The organism is Deltaproteobacteria bacterium, assembly GCA_019912665.1.
Taxonomy (GTDB): Bacteria; Desulfobacterota; GWC2-55-46; order GWC2-55-46; family GWC2-55-46; genus UBA5799.
On record JAIOIE010000018.1, the window covers coordinates 582353 to 597433 of the forward strand.

At 58.1% G+C, this 15081-nt stretch carries 13 protein-coding genes; all 13 read right to left on the reverse strand.

The window, feature by feature from the left end; genetic code table 11:
* Window positions 1–8 precede the first annotated feature (8 nt).
* The 13 genes from K8I01_07210 to cobS all read right to left on the reverse strand — a co-directional run bounded on the left by K8I01_07210 (window position 9) and on the right by cobS (window position 14961).
* Window positions 9–680: a DUF502 domain-containing protein gene (locus K8I01_07210; protein MBZ0220203.1), complete on the reverse strand. Its 672-nt coding sequence runs from the start codon at window positions 678–680 to the stop codon at window positions 9–11.
* A complete protein-coding gene (locus K8I01_07215; GenBank protein ID MBZ0220204.1) occupies window positions 677–1057 on the reverse strand; it encodes an aspartate 1-decarboxylase in 381 nt (126 codons plus the stop codon). Before K8I01_07215 ends, K8I01_07210 begins: the two co-directional genes overlap by 4 nt.
* A gap of 21 nt (window positions 1058–1078) precedes the next feature.
* Window positions 1079–1924 carry a pantoate--beta-alanine ligase gene (gene panC / locus K8I01_07220; protein ID MBZ0220205.1) on the reverse strand — a complete coding sequence of 282 codons (846 nt, stop codon included), beginning with the start codon at window positions 1922–1924 and terminating at the stop codon, window positions 1079–1081.
* 190 nt (window positions 1925–2114) lie between these two features.
* Entirely contained in the window at window positions 2115–2912 is a 798-nt protein-coding gene (gene panB, locus K8I01_07225) for a 3-methyl-2-oxobutanoate hydroxymethyltransferase (GenBank protein MBZ0220206.1), read from the reverse strand.
* Between the two features lie 398 nt (window positions 2913–3310).
* On the reverse strand, window positions 3311–3952 hold the full coding sequence (locus tag K8I01_07230; GenBank protein MBZ0220207.1) for a deoxynucleoside kinase: 642 nt from the start codon (window positions 3950–3952) through the stop codon (window positions 3311–3313).
* Between the two features lie 116 nt (window positions 3953–4068).
* Window positions 4069–4914: a 16S rRNA (adenine(1518)-N(6)/adenine(1519)-N(6))-dimethyltransferase RsmA gene (gene rsmA / locus K8I01_07235; GenBank protein ID MBZ0220208.1), complete on the reverse strand. Its 846-nt coding sequence runs from the start codon at window positions 4912–4914 to the stop codon at window positions 4069–4071.
* Between the two features lie 63 nt (window positions 4915–4977).
* Window positions 4978–5997 (reverse strand): tRNA (adenosine(37)-N6)-threonylcarbamoyltransferase complex transferase subunit TsaD, encoded by a 1020-nt coding sequence (gene tsaD, locus K8I01_07240; GenBank protein ID MBZ0220209.1) that lies wholly within the window; start codon window positions 5995–5997, stop codon window positions 4978–4980.
* A gap of 237 nt (window positions 5998–6234) precedes the next feature.
* Entirely contained in the window at window positions 6235–7368 is a 1134-nt protein-coding gene (locus K8I01_07245; GenBank protein ID MBZ0220210.1) for an aminotransferase class V-fold PLP-dependent enzyme, read from the reverse strand.
* Window positions 7369–7631: 263 nt separating this feature from the next.
* Window positions 7632–10514, reverse strand: a complete 2883-nt coding sequence (locus K8I01_07250; protein ID MBZ0220211.1) for a PAS domain S-box protein — start codon at window positions 10512–10514, stop codon at window positions 7632–7634.
* A complete protein-coding gene (locus tag K8I01_07255) occupies window positions 10514–12040 on the reverse strand; it encodes a YifB family Mg chelatase-like AAA ATPase (protein MBZ0220212.1) in 1527 nt (508 codons plus the stop codon). The genes K8I01_07250 and K8I01_07255 overlap by 1 nt, the downstream gene beginning before the upstream one ends.
* Window positions 12041–12176: 136 nt before the next feature.
* Window positions 12177–13544 (reverse strand): cobyrinate a,c-diamide synthase, encoded by a 1368-nt coding sequence (locus K8I01_07260; GenBank protein ID MBZ0220213.1) that lies wholly within the window; start codon window positions 13542–13544, stop codon window positions 12177–12179.
* Window positions 13545–13561: 17 nt separating this feature from the next.
* Window positions 13562–14197, reverse strand: a complete 636-nt coding sequence (locus tag K8I01_07265) for a histidine phosphatase family protein (GenBank protein ID MBZ0220214.1) — start codon at window positions 14195–14197, stop codon at window positions 13562–13564.
* On the reverse strand, window positions 14194–14961 hold the full coding sequence (gene cobS, locus K8I01_07270) for an adenosylcobinamide-GDP ribazoletransferase (protein ID MBZ0220215.1): 768 nt from the start codon (window positions 14959–14961) through the stop codon (window positions 14194–14196). The genes K8I01_07265 and cobS overlap by 4 nt, the downstream gene beginning before the upstream one ends.
* Window positions 14962–15081 lie beyond the last annotated feature (120 nt).

The window sequence follows — 15081 nt, forward strand, 5'->3', positions numbered from 1 at the left end:
TGGGATGGTCAGGGGGTATTGCCTGCCAGGTCTTCGACAACCGGGTTCTGGACGACTACCTTGATCCCGTTCTTGCCCTCAGGAGGGACGACCATGCCGCCGGTCATGATGACCTTGAATGCGTCCTCGACCGTCATATCGAGTAAGATGACGTCCTTTTCAGGCACCACGGCGAAATAGCCGGAAGTGGGGTTGGGGGTGGTCGGGATGAAGACGCACATGGACGGCTCGCTCGTCTTATTCTTTATTTCCCCGTTTGTCACCCTGCTGGTCATGAAACCCATGGAGTGGAGCCCCTTCCTGGGGAACTCTATAAGAACGACCTGCCTGAAGCCCTGGTTCCCGTGGGTAAAGAAGGTCTCCATGAACTGCTTGGTAGCGTTATATATCATCCTCGCCACGGGCACCTTGAGCATTATCCTTTCGGCGAACTCAAGGACCCTCTTGCCGAGGAAATTAGTCGCGAGGACGCCTATTATGATAATGCTCAGGACGGTAAAGATTATGCCGAGGCCCGGTATGTGGAAAGGCAGGTAGGTATGCGGATGCGCCACCTTCGGGAGCAGGTTCAGCATGCTGTCCATGAACCTGACTATGAGCGAGACGACGTAGATGGAGAGGTACAGGGGCACCACCACGAGGAGCCCGGTAATGAAATAGCCTCGGAGGTGTTTTGTCATAGGCAGTGGGCCGCGAGCTCCGCGCTTATCCTCTTTATCGAGTTCTTCGCGTCGACATAGACGAGGACAGGCGCGTGCTTCCTGGCTTCCGACTCATCAAGGACCGAGTAGCTTGCGATTATGACGAGGTCTCCCTTGCCGGCAAGGTGGGCCGCAGCCCCGTTTATGGAGATAATGCCGCTCCCCCGCTCGCCCTTTATGGCATAGGTGGTCAGCCGGTTTCCGTTCCTGATGTTGTATATATGGACCTGCTCGAACTCGTAAATGCCGGCAGCCTCCATAAGGGCCTCGTCGATCGCGACCGAGCCCTCGTAGTCGAGGTTGGCGTCAGTGACAGTGGCCCTGTGAATCTTGCTCTTGAGCATCATCCGCTGCATCTTGTAGAAATGTCCTCCCTTTTATTGCACGAGCTTCATATTGTCTATGAGCCTCGCCTTCCCTATCCTGACCGCGATGAAAAGAACGGAGCCGCTTGCGACCTCTTCGGAGTCCTCAAGCGATTCGCCGTCGCATATATTAACATATTCTATCACGGCGAGCGGCTCTCTCTCTATGATTTTTTTCACTTTTTCGACAATTTCCAGGCTTTCCCGCACTCCGGCCCCTATTGCCTCGCGGGCTGCCCTGAGTGAGTCCGGGATGGCGCGAGCGACCCTCCTCTCCTCAGGCGTAAGGTACGAGTTCCGGGAGCTCATGGCAAGGCCGTCAGGCTCCCTTACGGTCTCGACCCCTAGTATCTCGACCGGGATATCCAAGTCCCGCACCATCCTCTCTATAATCCGGAACTGCTGAAAATCCTTTAGCCCGAATACGGCCTTCTGAGGCTGGACAGCGTTAAAAAGCTTTAGAACCACCGTTGCGACCCCCCTGAAATGGCCGGGCCTCGAAGCGCCGCAGAGCCTGTCCGAAAGCTTCTCGACCTCCACCCAGGTCCGGAAACCCGGAGGGTACATCTCCCCGGCTTCGGGCGCGAATACAAAGTCCACTCCCTCTTCGGACGCTATCTTAAGGTCCCTATCAAGGTCCCTCGGATAGGAGGCAAAATCCTCTGCAGGGCCGAACTGAGAGGGGTTTACGAAGAGGCTCATTACGAGCAGGCCCCCTTCGGCCCTGCCTTTTTTAAGAAGCGCCCTATGGCCTTCGTGCAGATACCCCATGGTCGGCACCAGGACTACGGCCTGCCCCTTTGAGCGCGCCTCGATAGAGGCCTCGCGCATTTCGCTTATACTTACAACTTTTATCATATACGGCAAAACACCTTAAGACTTCCTTCACTGACTATTAGTTTGCTGAAAATTCAAAATCAAAGCAGGCTGCTCAAAAAGCTCAGGATGCAAGGAGTCGAAAAATGAGGAATGAGGAGTACTTTCTTTGTACGCCGCCGTGACGAATTATGAAGACGACGCAGCAGATCGGGCTTTTTTCAGCAGCCTGCTAATACGAATGCTCCTTTGAAGGAAACCTCTCCTCCACCACGTCCTTAATGTACTCGGTGGCCGCAAGGAAGATGAGATTCCTTAAATCCGCGTATCTCTTTACAAATCTCGGGACCTTCTGCCCCGTAAGCCCGAGCATGTCGTTCACCACGAGCACCTGCCCGTCGCAGTGCGGGCCCGCGCCGATGCCTATGGTCGGTATGCCGAGCCTTCCGGTTATCTCCTTTGCAAGGCCCGTGGGCACGCCTTCGAGGACTATCGAGAAGGCGCCCGCCTCCTCTACGGCGATTGCGTCCTCGAGTATCTCCTCGGCCTCGTCTTTTGTCTTTCCCTGGACCCTGTAGCCGCCCATCCTGTGGACCGACTGGGGCGTAAGCCCCACGTGGCCCATTACAGGCACGTCCATATCGGTTATGGCCCTTATCGCTTCCGCCGCCCTCTTTCCGCCTTCGAGCTTTACCGCCTCTGCCCCGCCTTCCTTTACGATCCGGGCGGCGTTCCTCCGGGCGTCGTCAAGCGAGGTCTGGTAGGAACCGAAGGGCATGTCGCTCACGACGAGGGCGTTTGTCCTGCCCCTCGCTACAGCCCTCGTATGATAGATTATCTCTTCAACGGTCACCGGGAGGGTGGTCTCGTAGCCCGCCTCTACCATCCCGGCCGAGTCGCCGACCAGTAGCAGCGGTATCCCGGCCTCGTCCAGTATCCTTGCGGTCGCGAAATCATAGGCCGTAAGGACGGGGATCTTCCTGCCGTCCCTCTTCATCTTCATGATCTCCGCTGCCGTGTACTTCTTCATCCTCTGGACCCGCCGCTTTCTGGTTTAGGGGCATGCACGCCGCTCTTATTATTCAATCCCATTATCGGGGTTATTGCAAGGGGAACGGGGTCCATTGGCCGATTCCCGCCCCCAATTAAAAAAAACCTTCCGTTTATCCTACCGGAAGGTCACAATACCCCCTCTTAAAACCGGGGCCGCCGGTAATTGAAAATTATAAACCAATTCCGGCACGGGTACAATACCCTCGATACAGACAGAAGGAATAGTGATTTCAGACAACTCTAAAAATTAGAGATTTTTTCCGCAATCAAGGAAGGCCGGGATAAAAAGCGGAGCATATATGACAATATGTGAGCATTTTTATTAACGGGCCTGACGCAGAGTCCGGGGAAAAGATCAATTTTTAGAGTTGCCTTTTACCGGGAAGCGACGGGTATGTAATGCTGCGCCCCGCCCTTTATGGACCTTATCTCCTTTACAAGGTTTGCGAGGTCGGCGGGGTTGTTGACGAAATCTATGTCGGTCGTGTTTACGACAAGAAGGGGCGTGTCGCTGTAATAGAAGAAATACCTGTTATAGGCGTCAACGAGCTTCTCAAGGTAATCTTCCCTGACCTGCTTCTCGTAATCGATGCCCCGGCCGGCTATCCTCTCAAGGAGCACCCCTGTCGAGGCCTGGAGGTATATGACGAGGTCCGGTTTCGGTATCCTCGTATCGAGGAGCCTGTAGACCTGCTCGTAGAGACAGAGCTCGTTCTCGTCGAGGTTCAGGTACGCGAATATCCTGTCCTTGGCAAAGAGGTAGTCCGCTACCACCGAGGTCTTGAAGAGGTCCTGCTGGAACATCTCTTTCTGCTGCTGGTAGCGGCTCAGGAGAAAGAAGAGCTGGGTCTGGAACGCGTATTTTTTTATGTCCGCGTAGAACCTGGGGAGGAAAGGGTTATCGTCAACTGCCTCGAGGAGGGTCCTCCCTCCGAGCTCCTTTGCGAGGAGCTCGGCAAGGCTCGATTTGCCGACCCCGATCGGGCCCTCTATGGCTACGTATTGCGATTTTTCCATTAAGTCTCGGGGATGAACCTTGGCTAAATGCCCGCTGGTTTTCGGGAATCCGGGAATCGGAGCAGAGACAAGTTATCTCAGGGGCGGGAAAAAGTCAAGAACGTATAAAGGGGACTTCACTGCATTGGCCCATCCTTTTTCCTTTCATGAAGAGCGCGCGTAAGTCGCCCGAAATCATTCAAATCGAGGGTCTCGCCGCGCCTTCCGGGGTCTATCCCGGCCTCCCTGAGGGCTGCCTCGATATCGGGCTTTTGAAGGCCGACAAGGGCGAGCGAATTGACGAGCATCTTGCGTCGGGTCCCGAATGCCGCCCTTACGACCGCCTTGAAAAACCGCTCGTCTACAAGGGGCACCTTCGGAGAGCCCAGCACCCTGAAGCTCAAAACAGTGGAATCCACCTTCGGCTTCGGGAAGAATAGCCTGGCAGGCACGTCGAATTCCTTCTTTACGTCCGTATACGCCTGTGCAAGGACCGAGAGTATGCCGTAATCGCGGCTCCCGGGCCCTGATACGATCCTCTCTCCGACCTCCTTCTGGAACATGAGCACCATAATAGTGAAGGCCTCCCGCTCCTCAAGGAGCTTCGCGAGGACCGGCCCGGAGATGTAATAGGGGAGGTTGGCGACGAGCTTTAGTTTCCCGTGCCGCTCTCCCAATTCCCTGAACGAGAGCTTCAAGGCGTCGCCCCTTATGACCTCGACCTTGTCCGCCGGGAATCTCTCCCTTATGCCGGCGGCCAGCTCCTCATCCACCTCTATGGCGAGGACCCTCGCGCCGGCCTGGACGAGCGCCTCGGTAAGCACCCCCGTTCCCGGGCCTATCTCCAGGACCAATTCGCCCTCCGAGACTTCCGCGGCTGAGACTATTTTCCTGACGATGTTCTTATCGGTAAGGAAGTGCTGCCCGTACCTCTTCTTGGGTCTTGTCGGACGTGTGCCGCCTTTATGCGTGGCTGAAGACATAAAAAAAAACCTTTCAAAGGGGATGGCTGCTTTCGGAGAGAAAAAAGCCGGGGCAATCCCTGGTCAGAACCCCTCCCAGGTGGGCTTTGCGTTCATGTCGAGGCCAGCCAGCATGCCTTTCTTAAGCTGGTGGAATCCGAGGGACGCGACCATCGCGGCGTTGTCTGTGCAGTACCTGGGCGAAGGGATGAAGAGCCTAAGCCCCTCTTCTTCGGCCATCTCCGCAAGCCTTGCCCTGAACCGCGAATTCGAGGCTACACCTCCGGCTGCCACGAGGTCCTTTGCGCCTGTAGCCCGGAGGGTCCAGAGCGCCTTGGTTACTAGAGCGTCCACGACGGCCTCCTGGAAGCTCGCGGAGAGGTCTTTTAAAAGCGCTTCCGTCGGCGGACCGGCGAGGTTTTTGACATAGGTGAGCATCGAGGTCTTGAGCCCGCTGAAGCTGAAGTCCAGGTTGCCTTTGGCCATGAGCGGCCTCGGGAAATCGACCGCCCCCTTGTCCCCATCGCGGGCGAGCCTGTCTATCGCCGCGCCTCCTGGATACCCGAGCCCCAGTAGCTTCGCGACTTTGTCAAAGGCCTCGCCCGCAGAGTCGTCGAGGGTCTGGCCGAGCACCTTGTATTCAGTAGCGTCCTCGAAGAGAAGGAGCGTTGTATGCCCCCCGGAGACGATGAGCGCGACAAAGGGGAAGCCCGGCCCTTCGCCCTCCCCTTCCTTATCCGTGAGGAAGGCCGCGTGCGCGTGCGCCTCGATATGGTTTACGCCCGTGAGAGGAAGCCCCCTTGCAAGTGAAAGCGACTTGGCGAAGGAGAGGCCTATAAGCAAGGAGCCCACGAGCCCTGGCCCCTGCGTCACGGCTATACCGTCGATGTCGTCCAGGGCCTTTCCGGCCGAGGAGAGGGCCTCTTCCACTACCGGCACTATGGCCTCTATGTGCCTCCGGGATGCGAGCTCAGGGACAACGCCCCCGTATTTCGCGTGTATGGACTCCTGCGATGCAACTACTGACGAGAGCACTACACGCCCGTTCTGCAGCACGGAAGCGGCCGTGTCGTCGCATGACGATTCTATGCCGAGGATTATCATCTGTTATCTGTTTCTCTTTGGCCTAACACGCTGAAAAGCTCAAAATCTCATAGGCTGCTCAAAAAGCTCAAGATGCAAGGAGTCGAAAAAAATGAGGAACGAGGCGTACTTTAATTGTACGCACCGGAGTGTCCGATTTTGAAGACGACGCGTTCAAGGGCTTTTTCAGCAGCCTTAGGCATGATAAACCGAGGAGGGGCCGAAATCCAGCCTAAAGCGGCAAATGGCGGGGTCGGGCTACTTCGATGCCAGCTTTTTTACTGCCCGTATGAGAGCCTCTATCTCCCCTTCGGCCGTAAAATATCCGGGGCTCACCCGTATCGAGCCTTCGGGCCAGGTGCCTGCCTGCCTGTGCGCCTCGGGCGCGCAGTGCGTGCCGCACCTCGCCATAATGCCGAATTCCTGGTCGAGCCTGAGCCCGGCCTCGGAGGGAGATACGCCTTCGATATTAAAGGAGACGAGCGCGGCCCTCCTGGATGCGTCCCGGGGCCCTATTAGGGAGACCCTTTCCATACCTGACAGGCCCTTGAGGACCATGGCCACGAGCTCCTCTTCCCTGGCCTTTATCTTCGGAAGCTTCTCCGAAAGGAGGAATTCAACGCCAGCGCCAAGTCCGCCTATTCCGGGGGTATTGAGGGTCCCGGCCTCAAGCCTCTCGGGGAGCTCCGCCGCGTGCGCGCCCTCGCCGCCTGAGCCGCCGTCGACAAGGGGCTCGGGCTCGATCCCTTCCTCGACATACAGGAAACCCGTGCCCTGCGGGCCGAAAAGGGCCTTGTGACCGGTCGCCGCAAGGATATTAACGCCCATGCCTCTTACGTCCAGCGGCATGGCCCCCATTGTCTGCGCGGCGTCGGTCATGAACATAACGCCCTTCGCCTTGCATATCTTCCCTATCTCCTCAAGGGGCTGTATCGCGCCGAATACGTTCGAGGCATGGGAGATCACGACCATCCTGGTATTCCGCCTCATTGCGGCCCCTATCGAGGCCGGCGAAAGTAACCCCTCCTTATCCGGCGGAACCCGTGTCGCCTCCACCCCGGATCTCTCGAGCCTCAGGACGCACCTTGCGACCGCGTTGTGCTCGAATGTGGAGGTGACAAGGTGGTCGCCGGGCTTAAGTAAACCCTTCAAGGCGATATTTATGGCCTCGGTGGCGTTCTTGGTGAATATTATCCTGGAGGAGTCAGGGACGCCCATAAGCAGGGCCAGGGACTCCCTGGCCCTGAAGACGACGCGGCTCGCCTCTATTGCGAGCGTGTGGCTCGCTTTTCCGGGGTTCCCGCCCTTTTCCCTCAAGACCTCGTCTATCCTCCGGTAGACCGATTCAGGCTTGGGGAAGGAAGTCGCGGCATTATCGAGGTAAATCATCAAAATGATACCTTTCTTGAGGAAAACCTATGATGGAATTCCGAAACAGGCGGCTGTTAATTAGCAACTTGCTGAAAAAATTAGTTATTCAGGCTGCTCAAAAATCTCGAGATGCCAGGCCCCCGTTGGAACAGAGGAGCGAGGAATGAGGCGTATCTTTCGTGTACGCCGGAGTGTCCAGCGACGTAGCCTTCGACGCAGATGGACTTTTTCAGCAGCCTTTCCTGTTTAATGATAGCATCTTTTTTCGACCCTGGCCTCCCGGGTCATTCCCCTTCGTCGCTTACGACCTTCTTTACGACCCTGCTGAACTCGGCCACCCTGTACGGCTTGGCCATGACGGCAGAGAACCCGAAATTTTTAAAGTCCGCCATTATCGGGTCCTTGGAGTAGCCGCTGGAGACTATGGCCCTTACTCCCGGGTCTATCTCCTTCAGCTTCTGCATGGTCTCCTTGCCGCCAAGGCCTCCGGGGACCGTAAGGTCGAGTATCACGGCATCGAAGGGCCTGCCCTCGTCCCTGGCCTTTATGAAAAGCTCTATCGCCTCGCCGCCGCTTGCGGCGAAGACGGCCTCATATCCGAGGAGCTTCAGCATCTCGCCCGAAACGTCCCGTATGAGCTCCTCGTCGTCCATGACTAAAACCCTGCCCGCGCCCTTTACGACCGTGTCGTCAGAGGCCGCGTCAGCCGGCTTCCCGGCAGACGCGGGCAGGTACAGATGGAAGGAGGTGCCCTCGCCCACTTCCGAGTCCACCCCTATGTGGCCGTTGTGCTTTTTTATTATCGAATAGGTGACCGATAGCCCGAGGCCGCTCGCCTTTTTCCGTGTCGTGAAGAACGGGTCGAAGAGCTTGGGGAGGAGCTTTACGGGAATGCCGGTCCCGTAGTCCCTGAAGGTCGTCTTTATGTATTTGCCCGGCTTGAGGGGCAGGTGCGTCTGCTCGTTCACATCGAGGTTCGAGGCGCTCACCCTGAGTCTTCCGCCGTCGGGCATGGACTGGGCCGCGTTAAGGACTATGTTGCTCACGGCTTGGGCCATCTGCCCCTGGTCGACCTCGACGGGCCAGAGCCCCTCCGGGAACGAGTATTCGCAGACCACCTCCGAGCCCCGCAACACCAGGGGAGCCGAATCCCGCACTATCTGCTCCATCGAGGCCGGCTCCCGTACCGGCTCCCCTCCCCTTGAGAATGTAAGGAGCTGGCGTGTAAGGCTCTTCGTCCGGAGCGCCGCCTTCTCTATCTCGTCGAGGACGCCCGCGACCCTGTCGGCAGGCTTCACCAGGTTCTTGGCTATTGAGACGTTCCCCAGAATGCCCAGGAGGAGGTTATTGAAGTCGTGGGCTATGCCCCCGGCGAGGACGCCGATGGAGTCGAGCTTCTGCGCCCTCAGTATCTCGGCCTCAAGCCTCTTGTGCTCGGTCACGTCCTGGACAGTGCCGTACATGCGGACCGGCTTCCCTTCGGGGTCCCTCACGACCTCGGCCCGCTCGGTCACGATGCGCTCGGTCCCGTCGCGCCGGAGGACCCTGTGCCGGATGTCGTAAGGCTTGCCGAGCTCTAAGGCCTCCTTCACCGCAAGCTGCACCTCGTCCCTGTCGTCCGCGTGGACGAGAGAGAGAAAGGCGTCGTACGTGGCCTCGAATTCCGCGGCATCGAGGCCGAATATCTTGTATATCTCGTCCGACCAGTGTATCTTGTTGGTCAGTATGTCCCAATCCCAGCTCCCGATGTGCGCTATGGCCTGGGCCTCCTTGAGCCGTTCCTCGCTCCTTCTTAACGCCTCTTCGATCTTCTTCCTTTCGGTTATGTCGGTCGATATGCCGCAGATCGCGCCCGGCAGCCCAGGAACCGGGAACTTGACGGAAAGAAAGGTGAGGAGCCTGCCGTCCGGATTGAGCACATCCTCCTCGAACTCGACTGGCCTGCCAGCCTCAAGCGCCTTTATGTCATTCGCACGGAAGCTCGCGGCAGTCCCGGCTGGAAATAGCTCGTTGTCCTTGAGGCCGAGTATTTCCTCTTTTTTTCTGTTGAAGAGTTCCTCGAAGGACTTGTTTACGAATATGTGCCTGCCTTCCGAGTCCTTTATCAATATCGCCGCGCCGGAATGGTCGGATATGATATTGAGCATTTCGATGGACTTCTTCCTCTCGTCCTCGGACCTCTTCCTTTCGAGCTCAAGGGCGGCCCTGAGCGCGAAAAGCCGCATGAGGGCCCTCGCGTCCTGGTCCCCCTGAAGTGGCTTGTCGTCTATGGCCACAAGGAGGCCCAGCGCCCTGCCGTCCGAACCCACCAGCGGCACGCCAATATAGCTCTCGGCCTCCATCTGGGCGAGATACCGGTCCCTGGGAAAGGCCTCCTGCACGCGGCCCGGATAAGAGCAGACCTCGCCATTGACGACGCTCTCGCAGGGGGTGCCTTCGAGCGCGTATTCGAAATTATCCGCGAAACGCCCCTTGCCCCAGAACGCCAGGGTCCTGGCCCTCATCCCGCCGACGTACTCGGCGACGAGCGCATACTTGAACTCCAGCGCGACTGCGAGATGGCGGACGAGTGTACGGAGGAACTCTTCCCCCGCCACCGACGAGGTCGCCTTGAGGATAGTGTGAAGGAGCTCTTCCGTCCTTACCCTCTTAAGTATCTGCATCTCGAGGGACCTGTTGACGGACTTAAGCTCGGCCGTGCGCCTCCTGACCTTCTCTTCCAGCCGCTCCTTGGAGGTCCTTATCTCGTCGAGGGACTTTTTCCGCTCCGTAACGTCCCTTTTGACTGCGAGCTTCATCTCCTCGCCCCCGGCCTGGACGGTCTTTACGGTCATGCCCACCCAGGCCTCGGAGCCGTCCTTTCTCCTCATCCTGTAATTCTGGTAGAACACCCCGTCCTGCCTCCTTATCTCCTCGAAGGCCCTGGGGGCGTCCTCGGGGAAAAGGAGGAGGCTTATGTCGGATGAAAGGAGCTCTTCCCGCGAGTACCCGAACATGGTGCAGCCCGCGGGGTTCACCTCTCGATATTTACCGTCCATGCCGATGACGAATATGCCGTCCATCGCGGAATCGAAGATGGTCGAGAGCAGCTCGATATCCGCGCCGCCGGGCCAGCGCTTCGCCTCCTGCTTGCCCCGGGCCTCTTTATTTTCCTTTTCGTCCTTCATCAAACGAGCTGCCTGTCGAGGCTCCTGTACTGGATGGCCTCGGATACGTGGTGCGAAAGTATAGCTTCCGAGCCGTCGAGGTCGGCTATGGTCCTTGCGACCTTCAAGACCCTCGTATACGCCCTTGCAGAGAGGCCGAGCCTCTCGACAGCGGTCTCAAGGAGCTTCGAAACCTCCCCCTTCGACTCGCAGAATTTCCTTACGAGCCTTGCCGTGAGCCTGCTGTTCGAGTATATGCCCAGGCCCTTGAACCGCTCGGCCTGTGCGGCCCTGGCCTTGTCTACCCTATTCTTTATATCCGCCGATGTCTCCCCGGACCTTGAGCCTGAAAGCTCCCTGAACCTCACGGCAGGGACCTCGCAATGTATGTCTATCCTGTCGAGGAGCGGCCCGGATATCCTGGACCTGTATTGCTGGACCTGCAGAGGGGTGCAGACGCATTCCTTGTGCGCGTCTCCCAGATAACCGCAAGGACAGGGGTTCATGGCCCCTATGAGCATGAATTCGGCCGGATATGTGAGCGAGACCGCTGCCCGCGAAATGGTGACTTTTCCGTCCTCGAGAGGCTGCCTGAGGACCTCGAGGACATTTTTCCTGAATTCGGGGAGCTCGTCAAGGAAGAGCACCCCGTTATGGGCGAGGCTCACCTCGCCGGGACGCGGGACCCTTCCGCCGCCTATCAGCCCGGCATCCGATATCGTATGGTGGGGGGACCTGAACGGCCGCTCGGTTACGAGCGCGCTCCCTGGCGAGAGGGTCCCGGCCACGCTGTGCACCTTTGTCGTTTCTATAGCTTCTTCGAGGGTGAAATCCGGCAAAATCGTGGGGACCCTCTTCGCGAGCATGGTCTTCCCGGAGCCCGGCGGGCCTATCATGAGGACGTTATGCCCCCCGGCGGCTGCTACTTCGAGGGCCCGCTTTACGTGCTCCTGCCCCTTGACGTCCGAGACATCAAGGCGGCTGCCGGGGTCGGGGCTCAAGGCCGCGCTTTCATCGAGCGTGAACGGCTCGATGGAGGAATTACCGTTCAGGAACTCTATAAGCTCCGCAAGGCTCCCTACCCCGAAAACGTCCACGCCTTTTACGATGGCCGCCTCGCTGCGGTTCTCGGCAGGCAGTATGAGCTTTTTCCGCAAATCGCGCGCAAGCACGGCCACCGGGAGCGCCCCCCTTATGGGCCTTATGCCGCCGTCGAGCGAAAGTTCCCCCATTACGAGGTAATCCTCGACCGACTCGCTCTTTATCATGCCTTCGGCCTTCAATATGCCGACAGCGACCGGGAGGTCGAAGGTGGTCCCTTCTTTCTTTATGTAGGCAGGGGCTAAGTTTACGGTTATCTTCTTGGCCGGGAGCGCATAACCGGAGTTCTTGATTGCCGCCCTTACCCTGTCCTTGCTTTCCTTGACCGCGTTGTCAGGAAGGCCGACCGTTGAAAAGGAGGGGAGGCCCCTGGATATGTCGACCTCGACCTCTACGAGCAGGGCATCCACGCCGAGCGTCGATGCCGTAAGCACCCTTGAAAGCATATGGCGGAATCCGTTTAGTGTGAAAGAGCCTCAGGCGAAGCGAAGGGATATATTACCAGAAAAAAACGACTGGTTACAAGCGGAACGGAAGGATGCCGGAGGCAGGGCGCTAGACCCTGATTTCAATGATTTTACTTCAACTCCCGCTGCACCCCTTCTCCCTGAATAGCATTGCGGTACGGAGAAAGGCCCTTGGGAAAGCAGGGTTGCTAGCAAAATGGAGGTGGATATAGCTCGCAAGGGCGTTCCCCCTGCTGAACCCTTCAGGAAAGGTATTCGAGCCGCCCCTTACCATGTACCCCCTGCCGAGCCCTTTGGGGTCGGAGGCCATTTCAGAGTAATGGAACTCGTGCCCCCGAATACTACCCCTCTTGTAGAACGGGCACTCGGGCGTAAGCGAGACTTCCCTGTAGCCGAGCGCCTTTCTTCCGGATAAGAGCCGCGTTCTCCAGGGGAAGACCCCTGCCATGCCGAAGTTTTTCCCCTCGCGCTCGATCGCCTTTCCCAGGTACATGAGGCCGCCGCACTCGGCGTAGACCGGAAGCCCTTTTTTTGCGAGCCTTCTTATGCAATCCCTCAAGAATCTATTCGCTTCGAGAGCCGGGGCGTGGAGCTCCGGATACCCGCCGCCAATATAGAGGCCGTCCGCGCCTTCGGGAAGCGCTGCGTCATTCAAGGGGCTGAAGGGCAAAAGCTCGGCCCCGAGCCTTTCGAGGATATCCAGGTTCTCCTGGTAATAGAAGGAGAAGGCCTTATCAATCGCGACCGCTATCCTGACCTTTTCGCCTTCCGCGCTCCGGGTTTCAGCATAATGCCGGACCTTCACTCTATGGTTAAGAAGCTTCCCGAGGTCGATTGAGCCCTCTATGGCGTCTGCCGCCCTTTTTGCCACTCGCCTTATAATATCCGGGTCTTCCGAGGCTGTCACAAGGCCCAAATGCCTCTCTTTAATCCCGAGGGCCTCGTCTCTCTTGATGCACCCCAGGAGCTTTATACCCGAGCCCCTGGGCATGGAGTCCCTCAATATTTCAGAGTGCCTGTGGCTACCGGTCTTATTGAATAGCGCCCATCTGATATCCACTCCCGGGTCGTACGCCTCGAAGCCCTTTATGACAGCGCCCATGCTCCGGGCCGCCTTCTCGGCATTGGCAACGAGTAGCACAGGCACGCCGAGCGTCTTTGAAAGGTGCGCTGTGGAGCCCTCTTCGCTCCTTCCGTCCCGCCCGTCAAAGAGCCCCATTACGCCCTCTATGACCGCGCAATCGGCGCCCTTGACCGCGCGGGCGAAGGTCTCCTTTACGCCTCCGGCACCCATCATCCAGGTATCAAGGTTATAGGATGGGCGGCCGAGGACCGCCCTGTGAAGGCCGGGGTCTATATAGTCCGGCCCCGCCTTGAAGGCCTGCACCCTGAGGCCCCGCCTTTTAAGCGCCTCCAGTATGCCGAGCGTTATGAGGGTCTTCCCCGAGCCGCTAGCGGCCCCTGCGACTATGAAAGCGGGTATCATCCCGGCCATGCGCATCAATATATCTCGGTAGGCCGCATGTCCTGGTTCGGCCCGCCGTTAAGTAGCTTCACTACCTTAAGGCCGTCGTCCAGGTAGTCGATAATATTGAGGCAGCCGTAATCCTGCTCGATGCTGAAGAACCGTTCGAGCGGAAGGCCCATGGCCTCGCTCAAGACCACCCGGTTCACGCCCCCGTGGGCGACGACGCATACCGATTCGTGCCTGTTGCGGTCGAGAAGACTGGAAAGCGCCGGAACCACCCTGGCCCTGAGCTCCACGAGGCTTTCGCCTTCCTTCACCTTGCTCGTCGCAAGGTCCTTGAAGCTGAAGTCCGCTTCCTCGGGGTATTTAGCTATCGCCTCCTCCCTCGTAAGCCCCTCCCACCTCCCGAGGTTAAGCTCCCGTAGGTCGTGCACCATGACCGGCTCAATGCCCAGGGCCTTGCCGATTATGCGCGCGCCCTTCACGGCCCTCTGGAGGTCGCTCGAATAAACCGCTTTTATGGGCTCCCGGGAAAGGAATTCGGACACCCTCCTCATCTGCTCGACCCCGGTGGAGGTTATGTCGATATCAAAGTGACCGTTATAGCGGTACTCATGGTGGTTCACCACCTGGCCGTGCCTGATGAGGTAAAGCCTTGTAGCTCTCATATTCCGATGCCTCCGGTCGATCTGGCGCCATAGATAGCGAGCGCCCCGAAAAGGAAAAGGAGCTCGGCTATCTCGCTATGAAACCCGAATACGTCCCCCGTCACCCCGCCGAGCTTCCTTTTGAAATACAGGGACGACATATAGATTATAACCCCGAGCGCTGCGAAAATGAGAATGGAAAAAGGGCCCGCTAGGGGCGCGGCCATGATTACCGCAAGGAGCGTCGCCGCCAAGAGCACCCCCTTTGTATTCCCGGCAAATGCCGCGCCGAGGCCGCCCGAGGGCCTCGCGTAACCCGCGAATGAGGCAAGCGGCACCATGGCCCACCTGCCTACGACAGGAAAGAGGAATATGGCCCAGGCCTTCTCGTTGGAAGGAAGCTCGTAGAGCGAAAGGAACTTAAGGAGGATCAGGAGCGTAACACCCGCCGCTCCTATGGCACCGACGGAGCTATCGCGCATTATGCGGAGCATATCCTCCCTGTCTCTTCCGCCCGCAAGCCCGTCTATCGTATCCGCGAAGCCGTCGAGGTGAAGGCCGCAGTTCGTAAGCAGCAGGACCGGGATGAGAGAGGCCAGGACGACACTCTCAGGCAGGAACGCCTTTAGGACGGAATACGCCAGGACCAGTATAAGCCCCTGGAGCGCCCCGATGACAGGGAACCAGGCCATGGAGCGGGCAAGCTCCTTTGGCTCGGGCACACTTGCGGGCTTCCCGATCCTGAATACAGTCAGGAACTGGAGGGCTATTATGAAGCCTTTCATTTCTCTCCCACGCCACCTAGGTTGCGGAAACGCAAAATTCGCTTAGGCTGCCCAAAAAGCTCCAGACGCGAGGCTCCCACTGGAACAGGGGAGCGAGGAATGAAGCGTTTACAACGAAGC